Annotated in this window: 13 protein-coding genes and 1 tRNA gene; 3 read left to right on the top strand and 11 right to left on the bottom strand. The window is 55.7% G+C overall.

What is annotated here, in order from left to right; all coding sequences use genetic code 11:
• Positions 1-152 precede the first annotated feature (152 nt).
• The 11 genes from AB5Z02_RS19550 to AB5Z02_RS19500 all read right to left on the bottom strand — a co-directional run bounded on the left by AB5Z02_RS19550 (position 153) and on the right by AB5Z02_RS19500 (position 13753).
• A tRNA-Sec gene (locus AB5Z02_RS19550) sits at positions 153-244 on the bottom strand.
• Positions 245-457: 213 nt separating this feature from the next.
• Positions 458-949: a hydrogenase maturation peptidase HycI gene (gene hycI, locus AB5Z02_RS19545; RefSeq protein WP_368216742.1), complete on the bottom strand. Its 492-nt coding sequence runs from the start codon at positions 947-949 to the stop codon at positions 458-460.
• The gene (locus AB5Z02_RS19540) at positions 949-1362 is read right to left on the bottom strand and encodes a formate hydrogenlyase maturation HycH family protein (protein ID WP_041207575.1); all 414 of its coding nucleotides are present in this window, start codon (positions 1360-1362) and stop codon (positions 949-951) included. The genes hycI and AB5Z02_RS19540 overlap by 1 nt, the downstream gene beginning before the upstream one ends.
• Positions 1355-2170: an NADH-quinone oxidoreductase subunit B family protein gene (locus tag AB5Z02_RS19535; protein ID WP_368216740.1), complete on the bottom strand. Its 816-nt coding sequence runs from the start codon at positions 2168-2170 to the stop codon at positions 1355-1357. Before AB5Z02_RS19535 ends, AB5Z02_RS19540 begins: the two co-directional genes overlap by 8 nt.
• Positions 2170-2727 carry a formate hydrogenlyase complex iron-sulfur subunit gene (locus tag AB5Z02_RS19530; RefSeq protein WP_042053810.1) on the bottom strand — a complete coding sequence of 186 codons (558 nt, stop codon included), beginning with the start codon at positions 2725-2727 and terminating at the stop codon, positions 2170-2172. Before AB5Z02_RS19530 ends, AB5Z02_RS19535 begins: the two co-directional genes overlap by 1 nt.
• Before the next feature lie 9 nt (positions 2728-2736).
• Positions 2737-4455: an NADH-quinone oxidoreductase subunit C gene (locus tag AB5Z02_RS19525; RefSeq protein ID WP_017784116.1), complete on the bottom strand. Its 1719-nt coding sequence runs from the start codon at positions 4453-4455 to the stop codon at positions 2737-2739.
• 80 nt (positions 4456-4535) lie between these two features.
• Complete coding sequence (locus tag AB5Z02_RS19520; protein ID WP_043170824.1) at positions 4536-5489, bottom strand: respiratory chain complex I subunit 1 family protein; 954 nt, start codon at positions 5487-5489, stop codon at positions 4536-4538.
• A gap of 1 nt (position 5490) precedes the next feature.
• Positions 5491-7362, bottom strand: coding sequence for a hydrogenase 4 subunit B (hyfB, locus tag AB5Z02_RS19515; RefSeq protein WP_368216737.1), 1872 nt, complete (start codon positions 7360-7362; stop codon positions 5491-5493).
• The gene (locus AB5Z02_RS19510) at positions 7362-8027 is read right to left on the bottom strand and encodes a 4Fe-4S dicluster domain-containing protein (protein ID WP_323928016.1); all 666 of its coding nucleotides are present in this window, start codon (positions 8025-8027) and stop codon (positions 7362-7364) included. The genes hyfB and AB5Z02_RS19510 overlap by 1 nt, the downstream gene beginning before the upstream one ends.
• 543 nt (positions 8028-8570) lie before the next feature.
• Positions 8571-10439 carry a low affinity potassium transporter Kup gene (kup, locus tag AB5Z02_RS19505; RefSeq protein WP_368216735.1) on the bottom strand — a complete coding sequence of 623 codons (1869 nt, stop codon included), beginning with the start codon at positions 10437-10439 and terminating at the stop codon, positions 8571-8573.
• A gap of 572 nt (positions 10440-11011) precedes the next feature.
• Positions 11012-13753 carry a TrlF family AAA-like ATPase gene (locus AB5Z02_RS19500; protein WP_368216733.1) on the bottom strand — a complete coding sequence of 914 codons (2742 nt, stop codon included), beginning with the start codon at positions 13751-13753 and terminating at the stop codon, positions 11012-11014.
• Positions 13754-14389: 636 nt separating this feature from the next.
• Here AB5Z02_RS19500 and AB5Z02_RS19495 point away from each other — a divergent pair.
• The 3 genes from AB5Z02_RS19495 (at position 14390) to AB5Z02_RS19485 (ending at position 17677) form a co-directional block, all read left to right on the top strand.
• Positions 14390-14989 carry a 4Fe-4S binding protein gene (locus AB5Z02_RS19495; protein ID WP_368216731.1) on the top strand — a complete coding sequence of 200 codons (600 nt, stop codon included), beginning with the start codon at positions 14390-14392 and terminating at the stop codon, positions 14987-14989.
• A gap of 46 nt (positions 14990-15035) precedes the next feature.
• A complete protein-coding gene (fdhF, locus tag AB5Z02_RS19490) occupies positions 15036-17180 on the top strand; it encodes a formate dehydrogenase subunit alpha (RefSeq protein WP_081376060.1) in 2145 nt (714 codons plus the stop codon).
• Positions 17181-17278: 98 nt separating this feature from the next.
• Positions 17279-17677 carry a hypothetical protein gene (locus tag AB5Z02_RS19485; protein ID WP_042082106.1) on the top strand — a complete coding sequence of 133 codons (399 nt, stop codon included), beginning with the start codon at positions 17279-17281 and terminating at the stop codon, positions 17675-17677.
• Positions 17678-17756 lie beyond the last annotated feature (79 nt).

The raw sequence follows: 17756 nt of genomic DNA, 5'->3' as shown, positions 1-17756 counted from the left end.
TTTTTGGCCAGCGAGATAACCTGAGTTCGGATTATATTGGCAAGCGGCAAGCACCTTTTTTAAGGTATTGCTTCAAACATATTGAACAAACATTGGAAATAACATCCAGGCCGAAAAATTCAGCGAGAGAGTATTTGTTCAATAGATGAATTTGGCGGAAGAGGCAGGAATCGAACCTGCCAAAGCCTTCTCGGCTCACATCGGTTTTGAAGACCGAGGAGGCCACCAGACCCCATCAACTTCCGTAACGGTCGCCATTTTGTGGCAAATTTCTGTGACTGGCAACGCTTTTTTTGTCATAAAAATGCGAGAGTTAGCGATTTTTTGAAAAAATCAAAGAACCTTGTTTTATATCAAGTTCAGCACAATTAGCCCGATGTTTTTAATTTAACATCGGGCCTCGATCACATTGCCTGAACCGTCGGTCAATAACGGTCGTTAACAACTCGCTAAATAATCACAGGTTGGCGTTGGCAATATTCCACTGTTCCAGTTTATCTATTAACAGACTGGGATCTTTGGCGGCATCAAGATGCTGATAAAGATAATCCATCGCCTCGCTCACCATCTCGGTCATCGGGAAGGAGAACGCCACGATGGCCGGTTGTACCCCGACAAAGATCACCTCGGGGACAAAGGTCTTGAGCTCGTCGATCAGGAAATTGAGCGGCATATTGTGGGTCGAGAAGATAAACATCTCGGCGATGGTCTCGGGGGGGATCACCTGCAGGGTTCCCGCCTTCTCGCCGATCTCGGCGGCATCCACCAGCACCACCCGCTCCGGTTGCAGCTCCCGCACCTTGTAGACCACATTTTCCGGCGCGATGCCGCCGTCAATATGGATCCAGCCGGACAGGGGGGCGGCTTGCAGTTTGTCGGCAAGATAGGGGCCGGCACCGTCGTCCCCCATCATGGCATTCCCCACGGTCAACACGAGATTGCAGCCCATCAGCGGCTCCTTACCATCAGGTACATATGGGGGTCGTTAAAGAGGGCGGTGAGCTGATCCATAAAGGTATTGGTCCAGCCCAGCTCCTGCTCATCGAGCAGATTGTCGGCTTTGCGCAGTCGGTCGAAGGCGCAGGCCAGCATATGGCAGTGCTCGCGATAGATGGTGATCTCGCCAAAGGTGAGAAATCCCTCCATCTTGCGGCGCGCTTCACTTCCCTCTGGCAGCTTGGCCACCCAGTCGCGATAACCGGTCAGCGAGCAGACCAGGTCTGCTCGCAGGCAATCGACGATGCCGAGGTGATGGCCGATGGCGAGGCTGTAGTACATCACCTCTTTGGCTTCCTCGGGGACGTTGAACTGCTCGTCGACGAACTTGCGCGAGAGGCGGTAGAAAAAAACCTCGTCAGCCATGCACCGCCTCTCCCTTGCCGGCCGCCCGGTTGAGGCAGGCGTTTGCGAGGTTGTTGACGATCTCCGAGAGGCGCGGATCGTCGTGCTGATCGAGGTAGCTCTGGATGCGCAGATCCACATCCTGCTGGGTCGCACCTTCGAGCAGGGCCATGAATTCGTCGGCGATGATCCGCCCCTGCCGGTAACCGGCCATGCGGCGCGCTTCGCGCTCGATCATCACCCGAATTTCATTGGGGATGCCGGTGTGGCGCAGCTCGACCCGTTCACCCGGTTGCACCTCGTGGCTGGTGGCTTTGAGTTTCTGCTCAAGCAGACCGAGCGCCACCGCAAAGCCGTAGATGGTGGCTGCCGGTGTCGGAGGGCAGCCCGGGATATAGACATCCACTGGCACGATTTTGTCGGTGCCGCCCCAGACGCAGTAGAGGTCGTGGAAGATGCCACCGTCACAGCCGCAGGCGCCGTAGGCGATGCAGATCTTGGGATCGGGCGCCGCCTCGTAGGCACGCAGGGCCGGCACCCGCATCGCCCGAGTCACAGCGCCGGTAAAGAGCAGGATGTCGGCGTGGCGGGGGGAGGCGACCACCTTGATGCCGAAACGCTCGGCATCGAACAGCGGGGTGATGGTGGCGAAGATCTCGATCTCGCAGGCGTTGCAGCCGCCGCAATCGACCCGGTAGACATAGGCCGAGCGGCGAATGTCCTTGAGCAGGGTCTTCTTGAGTTTGGTGATCTCGGGATCCTGTGCCAGCGGCACGGCGCGGGTATGGGCATGGCCGATAACCGGTTCTATGCCTTTGATCTTGCTCATCACATCCACTCCTTTTGTGCGGCCATCGGTGTGGCTATCGGTGTGATCAGGGCCGAGTCAGGCTGGCTCAGCATGCTCTGTTTTCGTTTGCAGTCGGGGCAGTGGTGCAGTCGCTCCGGGGTGGTCAGCGGCGTGCCCGCCTGCTTGAGGGTATCCTCCACCAGCGCCACCAGCTTGCTCGGGGCAAAGTAGGTGCCGCACAGGGTGCAGGGGGCCAGCGCGAAGCGTGCCTCCTCATAGAGATCCGCCTTGTTGGTTACCGCCAGCTCGAACTCGGGGGAGAGGGCGATGGCGCGGGTCGGGCAGACCTCCTCGCAGCGGCCGCAGAAGATGCAGCGCGCCATGGAGATCTCCCAGCGCCGTTCGCCGGTCTCCATATCCACTTCCATCACCAGCGCGTTGGCCGGGCAGGCCTTGGTGCAGGCGGCGCAGGCGATGCACTGATCCGCCTGATATTTGGGTTTGCCGCGAAAATCCCGGTTCACCTCGTAAGGGGCGAAGGGGTACTTGGCGGTCGGGGTGCCAGCCTTGAGGATGGTCTTGAACAGCTTGATCATGATGACCCCTTATTTCAGCGGAGAGTTTTTGCGATCGATGCCGTAGCGCTCGATCTCCTTGTAGGAGACCACGGTGGATTTGCCCTTCTTGGGGTCGACCAGGGTGACCCGGTCGGTACAGGAGTAGCAGGGATCCAGACTGCCGATGATGAGCGGCGCGTCCGCCACGGTATTGCCGCGCAGCATGTAGCGCAGAGCAGGCCAGTTGGCGTAGGTGGCGGCGCGGCAGCGCCAGCGGAACAGCTTCTGGTTATCCCCGGTCATGCTCCAGTGGACGTTCTCGCCGCGGGGCGCTTCGGTAAAGCCCAGCGCAAACTTGCCCGGCTGGTAGGTGAAGCCTTCGGTCAAAAGCGGCCCTTCCGGCAGGTGCTCAAGACCAAACTCAATCATGTCGAGGGAGTCGTAGAGCTCGTGGATGCGCACCAGCACCCGGGATTGCACATCGCAACCCGCCTTGGTCTGGATCTCCATCGGCAGCTCGCGGTAACCGGCAAAGTCGTGGACCCGGCGCACGTCACGCTTGAAGCCGCTCGCCCGCACCATGGGGCCGACGCAGCTGAAATCACGGGCAATTTGCGGGTCGAGCTTGCCGATACCGATGAGGCGGGAGGAGATGTTGGCGGTATCCAGCAGCATGGCCACCAGGGGTTTGAGCTCATCACGCAGTTCGCGCACCAGCTGGGCACCCTTGATGCGATCTTCCTTGAAGATGTCGCGGCGTACCCCCCCAATCAGGTTGAGGCCGTAGGTCTTGCGGGCACCGGTCAGCAGCTCGGCCAGGGTCATGGATTTCTCCCGCACCCGGAAGAACTGCATGAAGCCGGTGTCGAAACCGGTGAAGTGGCTCGACAGGCCGATGTTGAGGATATGGCTGTGCAGGCGCTCCACCTCCAGCAGCACGGCGCGGATCATCTTGGCCCGCTCCGGCACCGGAATACCCATGGCGTTCTCTACCGAGGTGGTGTAGGCGACGCTGTGGGTAAAACCGCAGATACCGCAGACCCGGTCGGTCAGAAACGCCACTTCGTTGTAGCCCATGCGGGTTTCCGCCAGCTTCTCCATGCCGCGATGGACATAGAAGAGGCGGTAGTCGGCATCGATGATGTCTTCCCCATCGACGAACAGACGAAAGTGGCCCGGTTCATCGGAGGTGATGTGCAGCGGGCCGACCGGCACGATGCGGTTGGCATCACTGCCGAGTTCGTTGACGAAGGGATAGGTCTCGGTGTCGGTGGTGGGCATCGGGCGCTGGCGATAATCCATGGCGTCCTTGCGCAGGGGGTGGATATCCTCCGGCCAGTCGTCCGGCAGTACCAGACGGCGTTCGTCCGGCAGGCCGATGGCGCGCAGGCCGTACATGTCGCGGATCTCCCGCTCGCCCCATACCGCCGCCGGAATGGTCGGGGTGATGGAGGGGTACTCCTGGGTATCGGCATCCACCAGCACCTTGACGGTGATCCAGCATTTGGTGTCGCCCTCCATGGAGAAGACGTGGTAGACCGCGAAGTGGCCGTTGAGGCTGCGCTCGTCATTGGCAAAGGAGAGGGGAAGCCAGCCCCCCAGCTGATGGAAGATCAGGCTGGCGGTTTCGACCAGACTGGTGGGCTTGACGGTAATGGTGGCCTGATCGGCGGTTTGCCACTCCTCGTCGACGATGGCGTGGGGCAGTTGTGCTCGCACCTGCTGGATGTAGTCGCAGCCGATGCGATCCGAAATGGCGATGGTCATGCAGTTCTCACTTTAATGTTCGGGAATGAGCATTCACAAATGATGAAATCGGAAAAAGTTGCTGTGCTGGCGGGCATGGCTCAGACCCCGACCAGATAGGCGAGCAGCGCCAGCAGGGCCAGCCCCAACCCGTAGCGGGTGAGTTTGTGGGTGCGCACGAACTGGGTACGGGCCATGGCGTTTTCGATGATGCCAGCCAGTAAAAAGGCCACCAGCAGCTTGCAGGCGAGGATCAGCGCCGCGCCGATGAGCGCAGGCAGACTCCAGTTGGCCGCCTTGCCGAAGGGGAGGAAAATCACCAGAAAGAGCTGCACCACTACCAGCTGCTTGAGGCCGATGGAGAGCTTGAGCAGGGCCAGCCCCGCACCGGAATACTCGGTGAGCGGCCCTTCTTGCAGCTCCTGCTCGGCTTCGGCGCAGTCAAAGGGCAGCTTGCCCATCTCGACAAACACCGCGAAGGCGCAGGCGGCGCCGGCCAGCAGGGTGGCAACTGGTGCGGCCAGTGGCTGGGTCGCTACATAGCTGCTGATATTGCCCAGATCAGAGCTGCCCACCATCATCGCCATGATGAAGCAGGCGAGCACCAGAATGGGCTCCACCAGAATGCCGAGGGTCAGTTCGCGGCGGGCACCGATCCCTGCAAACATGCTGCCGCTGTCGAGCCCCGAGAGGGAGAAGAAGAAGCGGAAGATGGCGAACAGATAGATGTCGGTGATGAGATCCCCGGCGATGGGGAAGGGGGACTCGTGAGTCAGGGTCGGCAGCGCCATCCCCACCAGCAGCAAGGCGGCAATGAGCAGCGCAGGCATCAGGTTGAAGATGATGCCGGCAGGCTCCGGGGTCACCTCCTGACGGCGCAGGAGCTTGGCGATATCCCGGTAATCCTGCAGCAGGCCCGGCCCCTGACGGGAGTGCATCTTGGCCCGCAGCACCCGGTTGAAACCGGTGGCGAGCGGCGCCAGCGCCAGCATGGCGATGGCCTGGGTCAGGGCGAGGGCAACCATGCCCCAGCTCGGCATTTCAAGAACAGGCATATCAGACTCCTACAGCCATCAGGATAAAGAGCGCCAGCACAAGGCCGTGCAGCAGCCAGCCGGTCGTTCCGCTGGTATCGCTCACCCCGTGCAGGGCGCTGGCCAGATCGAGCTGCGGCTGCTTGCGATAGAGCGGCGCGCAGAGTTGGCGCAAGGTGTGGGTGACACCGCCGGAGGTGAGGCTCATGCGCTCCTCATAGGCGTAACCACAGGCCCACGGCGTACCAGCGTGACGACGACCCAGCTTGGGCCCCTTGAAGATGGCCAGTACCAGCAGCGGAATGAGGAACAGCCCCAGCAAGGTGATGGCGATAACGGGCGGGGAGAGGATCGCCTGGCTGCTATCGAGTGGCAGCAGGGTGGCGCCGGTGGCCACGTTCATTTGGCCGCTTACCAAGGCTTGGCCATAGCTGGCAATATGGGGGGCAATCCAGGGGGCGCCCAGACCCAGCACCAGACAGACCGCAGCCAGCAGCAGGGTGCCTGCCACCATGCCCCCCGGCACTTCGCGGGCGTGGCTCGCGTGTTCACTGCGCGGGGCACCGCAGAAGCAGATGCCATACACCTTGACGAAACACATCACCGCCATGGCGCCGGTTACCGCCAGCATCACTACCGCGAGCGGTGCGACGACAGAGGTGCCGAGTTTGGTCATGGAGAGCAGGGATTGGTAGATAAACCACTCGCTGACAAAGCCGTTGAGCGGCGGCAGCGCCGAGATGGCCATGGCACCGATGAGGAACGCCAGCGCAGTCCAGGGCATCAGCTTGGCAAGACCACCCATCTTGTCCATATCCCGGGTGTGCAGGCGGAACATCACCGAACCGGTGCCCATAAAGAGCAGGCTCTTGAAGATGGCGTGGTTGAGCAGGTGATAGAGGGCGCCGAGCAGCCCCAGCACCACCAGTGCCGGTTGCTGGTTGGCGATGCCGATCATGCCGATGCCCATCCCCATCAGGATGATGCCGATGTTCTCCACCGTGTGGTAGGCGAGCAGCCGCTTGAGATCGTGCTCGGCCAGCGCAAACAGCACCCCGAGTACTGCCGAGCAGGCGCCGAAGATCAGCACTACATAGCCCCACCAGAGCTGGCTGGCGCCGAGAAAATCGATGCTGACCCGCAAGATGCCAAAGAGACCCAGCTTCACCATCACGCCGGACATCAGCGCCGAGATATGGGACGGCGCAACGGGCTCGGCCACCGGCAGCCAGCCGTGTAGCGGCACGAAACCGGCGCGCAGGCCAAAGCCGCAGAAGCTGAGCAGGAACACCAGAGAGGCCAATGCGCCCGCCAGATGGTGCTCACGCAGCGCGGCGAACTCCAGCGAGCCAGATTTGCGGCAGAGCAGCCAGAAGGCGATCAGCACCAGCGCCATGCCGATATGGTTCATCACCAGATAGAGGCGGCTCTGTTTGGCGGCCTCGGGGTTGGTCTTGACCAGCCAGTAGGTGGTGAGGGTCACCAGCTCGTAGCAGAGCAAGAAACCGAGCGCGTTGTCGGCCAGTACCATGCCCACCATGGCAAAGAGGAAGAGGTTCATCAGCGCGCCGATGGCCACATCCCCCTTGCCCTGATATTCGCGGATATAGGCAAAGGAGTAGAGGGCGACGGCGACGCCGACGGTGCTAATCACCAGCAGCATCAGCGCGGAGAGCATATCGAGGTGAACCGAGCCCAGCAGCCAGATTTGGCCGTCGACGGGCGCGCCTTGGGCAAAGATCTGGATGGCGGCGACCAGACCCGCGAGTGACCCCAGCAGGGCAAAACCGCTATTGAGACGGTTGGCCAGTGCGGGCAGCTTTTGCAGCAGCAAACCGGCGGCAGCGCCCAGCAAAAAGAGCAGGAGCGTGGCCATAACAAGGGGGGACAACATCAGCGGACGCCCTCTGTGGTGGATAAATCGGAGGCAGGGATCGCCGTGGCAGGCACCGAGAAGGCGGAGGCCCCTTGCGGGTTGGTGTCGGCAGCTTGCTGGCGACGGATACGCGCGGCGCGTTCGGTGTCGCCGTCATTGACCAGCTTCAGTGCCTGGGAGGGGCAGGCACCGACACAAGCCGGGCCATCGGCGCGAAACTCGCACAGGTCACACTTGACCGCGATGCTGCGCACCCCCGGCTCCCAGCTCAGCAGATCCTCGCCAAAGCAGCGCAGGCCGGCAGAGGTGGAGGGGTTGCTGGAGCGGATGGAGCAGGGGATATAGGTGTCGTAACTGGTGGCCACAGCCACCGGACGGCTGCCGCCGCTCTGGATAGCGCCAAAGGGGCAGGCCACGGCGCAGAGATTGCAGCCGATGCAAAGCGACTCGTTTAGTTGCACACAATCGCCGGTCTGGCGAATTGCCTCGACCGGGCACACCTTGATGCAGGGGGCATCGTCACAGTGACGGCACTGAACCGGCATGGTCGCCTGCTCGTGTCGCATAACGGTTAAACGGGGGGCTTGCTGCAAACCTTGAGCCTTGTGTACCTCGCTGCAGGCCGCCATACAGGTGCCACAGCCGATACAAAGCTTGGGGTCAGCGATAACGAAGCGGTTCATAGCCTACCTTGTCGTGTCGCGAACGGAGAAAGTAGGGGCAGGTTGGCAAGATACGGGCCAGAATGGTTTTTGCAGCGAAATTGGTTTTAAGTGGCTGTTTTTAAATAAATAAAAATCCTCGCGTAGTTGAGTGAACGCGCTGATGTGGCTGTCGAACTGTGACGTTCGTCACTTGTGACGAAGCCATCGGGAGGGTTCGTCACCTTGGAAAACGCAGCATGAGTAGGGTGCACAGAACGAAGTGAATTGCACCGTTTACAGCATATGGTCGCAGTGGTTTGCTCCCTTCTCCCCTCGCGGGAGAAGGGCTGGGGATGAGGGGGAAAGTCAGCCATATGTTCGTGGTGCACGGCGCTGCGCTTGTTGCACCCTACGGTGGGATGTCTGTGGGGGCGCTGTGGTTTGCCCCCTTCTCCCCTTGCGGGAGAAGGGCGGGGGATGAGGGGGCGGTAATCGGGGTTAACGGAAAAGAAGAGGGAGGCCAATGCCTCCCTCTCTATTTGCTGAGGCTTTCTATGCCATCAAGAGGCCATCAACCCGCTATCAGATATCCACCTGGGATCCAAGTTCGATAACCCGGTTGGGCGGGATCTCGAACTGATCCGGCGCACGCAGGGCGTTGCGTTGCAGCAGCATAAAGAGCTTGCCGCGCAGATAGAGATACCAGGGGCGGTCTTTCATGATGAGCGACTCGTGGGCCATAAAGAACGAGGTCTCCATCATCCGGCAACTGAGCCCCTCGGCGTTGCAGCGGTGGAAGATCTCCTCCACGTTCGGGGTCTCGCGCCAGCCGTAGCTTGCCACCACCCGCCAGAAGGTGGGGGAGAGCTGCTCGATGCAGACCCGGCGCACATTGTGGACGTAGGGCACATCCTCCACCCGCAGGGTGAGCAGGATGATCCGCTCGTGCAGCACCTTGTTGTGCTTGAGGTTATGCAAGAGCGCATGGGGGATCACATTGACCACCCGCGACATATAGACAGCAGTACCGGCCACCCGGGTCGGCGGGGATTTCTCCAGCGAGGCGATCATCGGCTCAAGGGAGTTGCCGTGCTCGTTCAGGCGACGAATAAGCTGGAAACGCTCGCTCTTCCAGCTGGTCATCACGGTGAACATCACCGCGCCCAGGGTGAGCGGCAGCCAGCCACCGGAGAAGATCTTGGCAAGATTGGCGGCAAAGAGCGGCACGTCGATACAGAGCAGCGCGGCAAACAGGATGGCTACCAGATACTTGTTCCAGTGCCAGCTGTTCTTGGCCACCGAGCAGGAGAGGATGGAGGTGAGCACCATGGTGCCGGTCACCGCGATGCCGTAGGCCGCCGCCAGATTGCTGGAGTGCTCGAAGCTCATGATGACGATCACCACCGAGATATAGAGCATCCAGTTGATGACCGGAATATAGATCTGGCCGGACTCCTGCTCGGAGGTGTGAACGATGCGAATAGGGGAGAGATAACCGAGGCGCACCGCCTGCCGGGTCAGCGAAAATACCCCGGAGATCACCGCCTGCGAGGCGATCACCGTCGCCATGGTCGCCAAGAGCAGCAGCGGCACCAGCGCCCATTTCGGGGCGAGCAGGAAGAAGGGGTTGGCAATGGCTGCCGGATTGCTTAGCAGCAGCGCACCCTGACCGAAGTAGTTGAGCACCAGAGAGGGCAACACCACGATAAACCAGGCGAGGCGAATTGGATTCTTGCCAAAGTGGCCCATATCCGCGTAGAGCGCCTCCACCCCTGTGATGGCCAGCACCACGGCGCCGAGGGCAAAGAAGGAGGTAGTCTGATACTGGATAAAGAAGCGCACCGCCCAGATGGGGTTAAGCGCTCCCAGCACCTCGGGGTTATGGATGATGCCGCGCAGCCCCAGCACCGCCAGCGTCATAAACCAGATCAGCATGATGGGGGCAAACAGCTTGCCCACCATGGCGGTGCCATGTTTCTGGATGGCGAACAGCAGGGTCAGCACCAGCACCGAGAGGGTGACGATATAGGGGTCGAGGGTGGGGGTGAGAATGCTCAGACCCTCGATGGCCGACATCACCGACATCGCCGGGGTGATCACCACCTCGCCATAGAAGAAGCTGCCGCCAATCAGGCCGAGGATGATCAGCAGCGGCGTCCAGCGGGTGGAGGCGTTGCGGGTCGCCAGCGACATCAGGGTGAGAATGCCACCCTCGCCGGCGTTGTCGGCCCGCATCACAAAGGAGAGATACTTGACCGACACCACCAGGATCAGCAGCCAGAAGATCAGCGAGAGAAAGCCGAGAATGGAGGCCGGCTCGACGCCGAACCCGAATTGACCTGACAGGCACTCGCGCAAGGTATAGAGCGGGCTGGTGCCGATATCGCCATAGACTACGCCAATCGCCGCCAGCATGATGCCGGGAGTGGCTTGTTGTTTATCACAGTTCATGAGTTCATCTTGTCAGTTTGATGTTTACACGTTTGCCAACGCACAGCTGCCCGACCTACCAGGAAAGTCGTGATATTTAATCGGGAGAGAATTAATGGATTGCGATGGGAAAGGGCGCTAACGGAATAGTGATCTGCTTGTCATGGAACACAGTCTGTTCATCTGTCATTAAGCTTATAATGACACACACTCTGCGGGACTATGCTCAGTTATAAATAATCAAAAGTTCAATTTGAGTAAGGGAATTAATTATCCGGCGATTGAAATATAACGCGATAATGCAGGCAACTGTTTGTTTTATCTAGCGAAGTGGTTTGGCTAAAATCTTTTTCCAAAACGGATAATAAATAGACGATAAAGTAATCGCTAATTAATTGCTGGCAGGATGGCAAAGGGGAGAGGGTTGGGTATCAATGGAGTCTTTATTTCCTAAAGGAGAAAAGGGTATGATGCAATGAACGAAGTGAATTGCATCAAGTATTAAAAGAGGCAAGAGGTGCAATGCTTTATGTGGGTGTCTCGATGTGAAATGCAAGGTGCAATATTTTCTATAGCACCTTGCGATTATATTTTTAGATGGTTAGCATTCTTTTATATCTTTTTTGAAGTGCTAACTCTCCACCTTCCATAATTTCACATACATTTTTCCTAACATTAATTTCTTGCAGCGCGCCAGATGCAGTTTGTATTATCTGGCCCTTATCCGCTAAAGCGATGACATATTCTGAATCACCATTCACAACAATGTTTGGATTGTGAGTTACAACTATTATTTGACGTTTTGATTTGCTTTCATGTAGCTTCGACACTATCAGATTTGTAATTAAACCATTATCTAAGTCATCTTCAGGTTGATCCAAAATGAGAGGCTCAGTTCCATATGAAAGAAGAAATGAAAGAATAGCAGATGCTTTTTGACCGGCGGATCCTTGAGATACATCTTTATATCTTTTCCCATCGAAGAACTTTATTGTTAACTTATCATCAGGGAACCACAAGTTTAGTTCATCAAATTTCTGTGGTTGCTGCTGAGCCATAAAGTCAATAAAGCGCTTTCCAACTTTCTCACCAAGAATATCTCCGGAATTAAAATTAAATAGCTTTCCTTTGAAATCGTGAAGTGCTGAAAACCTCAAAGACAAATCATCTCTCGGTTCAAGATTTAACATCAATTGATTTAATTTGTATAAAAATCCACTCTTTTTCTCTGAGTCAAAAATATCTGATGCGAATGCACCATCTAAGCGTCCAATCACATCTCTAAAAGAATGCTCTATATTTTCAGTATCACCTAAAGGAGTGATTTCAATTTTAATTCCACTTTGTTCTTTTATATTTTCTTTTAAAAATTGTAACCTGTTATAAGTAAGGTTTCCTCTTAATTCTACTATTGAGGCATAAGCAGAGTTCATTTGAAGGTTGAGGTCAGCAATTTTTGACTCAATAACAGTTAATTCATTAATTGACTTAATTAAGGAGCTTTTCGTATCTATTAACTTAGAGTATTCTGCAGGGTTATTCACTCCCTGTGTATTTAATGTTGTCATTAATTCATTGTATTTATTGTAAACATCAATGTGCTTTCGATTAAAACTACTGCCAGCATACCACAGCTTGAATTTTACAAGCTCATTTTCAAGTTCAGAGCCTGCCGACTCAATTGCGGTTTTAAATAATGTAACTTTATCTGAAAGTTGATTCATTTCCTCTATGATTTGAAGTTCTGAATCAGCATGAACATCAAACACATCACTATCAATTTCAGGAGTTTTAGCTGAGGTTAAATAGACATTTAAATCCTTAGCTAAAAGCTCAACATCACTTTCTAATTTCGCTACGATAGACCTCTTTGTGCTGAATTGTTGAAACAAACTAAAAATCTCTTTATTTTCAGAGTTCTCTAGAGTTTTTAATTTCTGTTCAACATCAGATAGCTGACCGAGTAAAATATCTTTATTGGATAGTCTAGATTTCAACTCTCTAATTTGACTGCTTAATGTAAGAAAGTGTGAGCATTTATCCTCCCAATCCATTTTCCATTGCTGACTTTTAACAATAGATGACTCATCCATTAGTTTTAAAAGTGCATTAGGGTTTTTGGCTAAATCAAAAATTTGCTTCTGACTGAATATTTTAATTGGGAACCTAGAGTGTGCTTCACCATTTTCTAAAATCCATGAATCATTATCCTTACGTGAAATTGATACAGAGTTGGTCGACTTATTCCAATTCAGCTTGTATTGGATATTGTCTCTAATATAAATGCAGCTTATTTCAGAGTCATCAAGTAGGACCCCCTCTGATTCTCTAGATGCCGATGTTTTAATAAAGCTTTCAAATGAACGTCTGATTTCATTATCAGGTTTTAATAAAGTAAGATCTTTGCTTCTATCCATTCCTATTCGGATAAATTCAAGAACAGAGGATTTGCCACTTCCTCTGCCACCAATAATTGAATTCAACCATGGATTGAAAGTTATTTCTAAAGGTGATTTTCTGCCAGCATACTTTGTATTTTTTATTGTGATAGAGTGTAGAGTGGTGCTGGAGTATTGATTGGGATTCCCTGATTCTGCATCAGAACGAATTAAAGACGATACTCCATCAACTAAAGCTAATTTTAAACCATCAATAGAAGGGGTAGACATCTTTACCCATGTATAAGCACGATTAATATCATTAGGGTGATGAGAGTCAGAGCCAATTATTGAAGGTAAATCAAGGTCGAGATTATTAAACCGTGACAATCTACTTGGCTCGGTGTCTTTATCTGGATAAATAATTTCAACCGCATTAGATAATTCACATGCTTGTTTGATGGTGTTAGAGGATGTAATCTGGCAAAGGCCTGCTTTCATATCAATGTGTGCAGGAATTGCAACGCCACCCGAACGTACTATTTCTCGTATTATATTCTCTGCACTTTCTTCGGCAACCGCATCACTATCACCTTTTGTCCCTCTGAATTTTGTCGCACCTACGATAGCACTTATATCGGAGCTAGTGAATGTAGGATCAAAAATTCCAATAATATGAATATTTGAATTTGCGGTAATTTCAACCCCTGGGAAAATATATATTGAATGCCCTTCCGATCTTAAAGTTTCTGCGGCATCTTTTAGTTTATCAACCCATTCACCGGTGTTATGATCTGTTACTGCTACACACTCTATATTGTTTGAGATAAAGTCGAGCAACCACTCTCTAGGATTTTTATTATATCTTAAGTCGTGATCCCCCTTCCCATAATCACAAGAAGCCGGTGAGTGGGTATGAAAATCAAATTTCCACCATCTTGCGCCAACGACATTCATTATTGATTCCTTACTGAAAAATTACAGTTCTATATAAATTTTTTCAAAAATCATGTGGCATAAACGGAGCTGGTTGCCAAGTGGCACATATTAACCGGAGGGATAGAAAACAGAAGGGGCAGGGGCCTAAAACCGGCTCTGGCTCAATAAATTAGTCAATAAGTGGCTCATTTCTGTTCTGTTTAACTTGATGATTGCCTTCCAGCTAGATAGAAAAATCAAACAACTTGGCCGCCGCTCCAAGCCGTTTTTGCGTGCTGCACAGTCCATTTTGGATCCTTGGTATGGTTTTTCTCCCCGGATGTCGTTCCTCCACTTGTCCGGTTTGGGGCGGCCGATCCTGGTTGCAAACTCCTTCGAATGGTTCCGTCACACGACTGGGGCAGGGGTTGGTCAGCCGGTGTCGAGCTCGTCACTTTTGTCGTGTCGATCACACTTCCCACCCCGTCGTCACCCTCGTCAGTTGTGGCATGCAGCACGTTTCTCTTTCTAATTAACCCTTTATTTTCAGTTACTTGTGAATTTTTATCGCACCCTTGGCCCATTTTGGTCTGATAAATGCTTTGTGGGGGGCTGGCCGCCTCTTTGCCTGTCGGCGGGCGGCCCGGTGTAACGAACCATTTAGGATCCCTCTCTATGAACAGCTTCGTGATTGCAGATCCCAGTCTCTGTATTGGGTGTCGTACCTGTGAGGTGGCCTGCGCCGTTTCACACCAGTCAGGGTCTTGCAGCGGGACCCTTGAGCGGGAGGGCGGCCTGCATCTTGCCATCGAGGATGGACATCTGGTCTCCAAGGACAGCTACTTTCAGCCGCGTCTGAAGGTGATCGTGGGCAGCAAGGTGACCACGCCGGTGCTCTGCCGCCAGTGTGAAGACAAGCCGTGCGCCATGGCCTGCCCGAACAATGCCATCGTCAGCGAGGATGGTTGCGTCAAGGTGTTGCAGGAGCGCTGCATCGGCTGCAAGTCCTGCGTGGTGGCCTGTCCTTACGGCGCCATGGCGGTGGTGCTCAAAGAGGTGGCACCCGCTGCCGATTCGCTCTTCAAGCGTCCGCAGACCAAGGCGCAGGCGCTCAAGTGCGATCTCTGCCATCACCGCGAGGCGGGCCCGGCCTGTGTCGAGGTGTGTCCGACCCAGGCGCTGCTGCTGGTCACGCCGGAGCATCTTGAAACCCTGAACCGGCAGAAGCAGCTGGCCAGTGCCGAGGCACTGCTGGCGATGCCGGCGCGGGTGTGAGCGGGCTTGCCGAGCCGTTTTTCGTTAACAAACAAGAGTGTGAGTCATGAAAAAAGTCATTACCGTGTGCCCCTATTGCGGCACCGGTTGCAAAATCAACCTGCTGGTTGAAAACGACAAGGTGGTGGGGGCCGAAGGCGCCAACGGCCGGACCAACGAGGGGCAGCTCTGCCTCAAGGGCTATTACGGTTGGGATTTTTTGAACGACACCAACCTGCTGACGCCCCGTCTCAAGAGCCCGATGATCCGCCGCGAGCGCGGTGGCAAGTTCGAGGCGGTCTCCTGGGATGAAGCGATCGAGTTCGCCAGCAGCCGTCTCTCCGCCATCAAGGCGAAATATGGCCCGGACGCCATCATGACCACCGGCTCTGCCCGTGGCCCCGGCAATGAAGCCAACTATGTGATGCAGAAATTTGCCCGTGCGGTGATTGGGACGAACAACGTCGACCACTGCGCGAGGGTGTGACACGCACCCTCAGTCTCCGGTCTGGAGACAACTGTAGGCAACGGCGCCATGAGCAACGCCATTCCCGAAATTCAAGAGACCAAGTGCCTGCTGGTGTTTGGTTACAACGCTGCTGACTCTCACCCCATCGTCGCCCGCCATATCCTCAAGGCGAAGGCAAACGGGGCCAAGGTGATTGTGTGTGATCCCCGTATGGTGGAGACCGCCCGCATCGCCGATCAGTGGCTGCCGCTCAAAAACGGTTCCAATATGGCGCTGGTTAACGCCTTCGCCAACGTGTTGATCAATGAAGGGCTCTATAACAAAGCCTTTGTCGCCAACTACACCGAAGGGTTCGAGACCTTCAAGGCGACGGTGGCCAAGTACACCCCGGAATATGTGGAGGGGATCACTGGCCTCAAAGCCGCCGATATCCGCGCCGCCATTCGCACCTATGCCGAGTCGCCTGCGTCCATGATCCTGTGGGGCATGGGGGTGACCCAGTACGGTCAGGCGGTGGATGTGGTCAAGGGGCTGGCGGGTCTGGCGTTGCTGACCGGCAACTTCGGTCGTCGCGGCACCGGTTGCGGGCCGGTGCGCGGTCAGAACAACGTGCAGGGCACCTGTGACATGGGGATGCTGCCGCACCAGTTCCCGGGTTATCAGTCGGTGGCCGATCCTGCCATCAGCGCCAAGTTCGCCAAGGCGTGGGGCGTGGAGTCGCTCTCCCAAAAGCCCGGCTATCGCCTGACCGAGCTTGGCCACAAGGTGGAGGAGGGCAAGTGCAAGGCCTTCTACATCTTCGGTGAAGATCCGGCCCAGACCGAAGCTGACTTGGGTCAGTTCCGCCGCACTCTGGCGGGGATGGAGCTGGTGATCGTGCAGGATATCTTCATGACCCAGACCGCCGAGATGGCGGATGTCATTCTGCCCGCTACCAGCTGGGGCGAGCACGAAGGGGTCTACAGCTCGGCGGATCGCGGCTTCCAGCGCTTCTACAAGGCGGTGACGCCCCCTGAGAACGTGAAGCCGGACTGGGCCATCTTCTCGTTGATGGCGACCGCCATGGGGTATCCCATGGAGTACCACAACACCGAAGAGATCTGGGACGAGATGCGTGCGCTCTGCCCGCTCTATGCCGGGGTCAGCTACGACAAGATGGCCGATCTCAAGAGCGTGCAGTGGCCTTGCCCGACCGAGGATCACCCGGGCACCAGCACCCTGTTCGAGGGGAATGTGTTCACCACCCCGAGCGGCAAGGGTCAGCTGATCGCCTCCGAGTGGCGGCCGCCGCTGGAGCAGCCCTGTGCCGAGTACCCGCTGGTGCTCTCCACCGTGCGCGAGGTGGGTCACTACTCCTGCCGCTCCATGACCGGCAACTGTTCGGCGCTGCAGACTCTGGCCGATGAGCCCGGCTATGTGCAGATCCACCCGAGCGATGCCAAAAAGCTCGGGGTGAAGGATCAGGCGCTGGTCTGGATCTCGTCGCGCCGTGGCAAGGTGATCACCCGGGCCAACTACAACGACCGGGTCAACGCCGGGGTGGTCTACATGACCTACCAGTGGTGGATCGGGGCCTGCAACGAGCTCACCATCGAGCACGTCGATCCCGTCTCCCACACGCCGGAGTACAAGTACTGCGCGGTTAAGATCGAGCGCATCGACAATCAGCCTGAGGCGGAAGTGTACGTCCAGACTGAATACAGCGCGCTCAAGGCGAAATTGCGCAGCGCAGCCAAAGGCTGACCCGCCCTAAAAAAGGACGTTCTGCACAAATAAGGGAACCCGACTCGGATTTATCGAGTCGGGCACCCTTTTATTACCCAAAGAAAGGGGAGTAAATGATGCAACATGAAATTGGTCGCTTATTCGGACTTTTCTATATTGGCACCTATCTGGCGGCGATATTGCTGGGAATAGGTTGCTATATTTGGCGCGACGAGATGATATTTCTGCTCGGCTTCGGTTTTTTCGGCTGCTTTATGGCGGCGCGGCTTGCCATGGGCAGCGTATTTTCTGCCTTGAGTATTTCCAGTGCCTGGCTGATCGGGTTTATCTCCACCACCTTGATCAACGGCCTGCTGCTGGGGGTGATCACCCTGTTGGTCTACCTCACGCATCAGAGCGTCACCGCCGAGCTTGCCGACAACGCCAGCTGGCTGCTGATGGCCTTCCAGAGCCTGTCGGCCCTCTTTATCTTCGGTGGCCTGAAGTGCTGCCACAGCCGGATCATCACCTCATAAACTGCCGATGGATGGGCAGCAAACGCCATCTCGAAACCCGCAGCCAGTGAAGCAGCCAGCGAAGAGGAGAGGCAGATCT

The organism is Aeromonas sp. R2-3 (assembly GCF_040908375.1).
GTDB lineage: Bacteria > Pseudomonadota > Gammaproteobacteria > Enterobacterales > Aeromonadaceae > Aeromonas > Aeromonas veronii.
Note: the sequence above shows the minus strand (reverse complement) of the source record. Positions and strands in the feature narration are given on the sequence as shown.

Excerpts from the sequence above, each read along its gene's own strand:
- AB5Z02_RS19535 (WP_368216740.1), bottom strand. The coding sequence starts at position 2,170 with ATGAGCAAGATCAAAGGCATAGAACCGGTTATCGGCCATGCCCATACC.
- AB5Z02_RS19540 (WP_041207575.1), bottom strand. The coding sequence starts at position 1,362 with ATGGCTGACGAGGTTTTTTTCTACCGCCTCTCGCGCAAGTTCGTCGAC.
- hyfB (WP_368216737.1), bottom strand. The coding sequence starts at position 7,362 with ATGTTGTCCCCCCTTGTTATGGCCACGCTCCTGCTCTTTTTGCTGGGC.
- AB5Z02_RS19485 (WP_042082106.1), top strand. The coding sequence starts at position 17,279 with ATGCAACATGAAATTGGTCGCTTATTCGGACTTTTCTATATTGGCACC.
- AB5Z02_RS19510 (WP_323928016.1), bottom strand. The coding sequence starts at position 8,027 with ATGAACCGCTTCGTTATCGCTGACCCCAAGCTTTGTATCGGCTGTGGC.
- AB5Z02_RS19525 (WP_017784116.1), bottom strand. The coding sequence starts at position 4,455 with ATGACCATCGCCATTTCGGATCGCATCGGCTGCGACTACATCCAGCAG.
- kup (WP_368216735.1), bottom strand. The coding sequence starts at position 10,439 with ATGAACTGTGATAAACAACAAGCCACTCCCGGCATCATGCTGGCGGCG.
- AB5Z02_RS19520 (WP_043170824.1), bottom strand. The coding sequence starts at position 5,489 with ATGCCTGTTCTTGAAATGCCGAGCTGGGGCATGGTTGCCCTCGCCCTG.
- AB5Z02_RS19530 (WP_042053810.1), bottom strand. The coding sequence starts at position 2,727 with ATGATCAAGCTGTTCAAGACCATCCTCAAGGCTGGCACCCCGACCGCC.
- AB5Z02_RS19500 (WP_368216733.1), bottom strand. The coding sequence starts at position 13,753 with ATGAATGTCGTTGGCGCAAGATGGTGGAAATTTGATTTTCATACCCAC.
- AB5Z02_RS19495 (WP_368216731.1), top strand. The coding sequence starts at position 14,390 with ATGAACAGCTTCGTGATTGCAGATCCCAGTCTCTGTATTGGGTGTCGT.
- hycI (WP_368216742.1), bottom strand. The coding sequence starts at position 949 with ATGGGCTGCAATCTCGTGTTGACCGTGGGGAATGCCATGATGGGGGAC.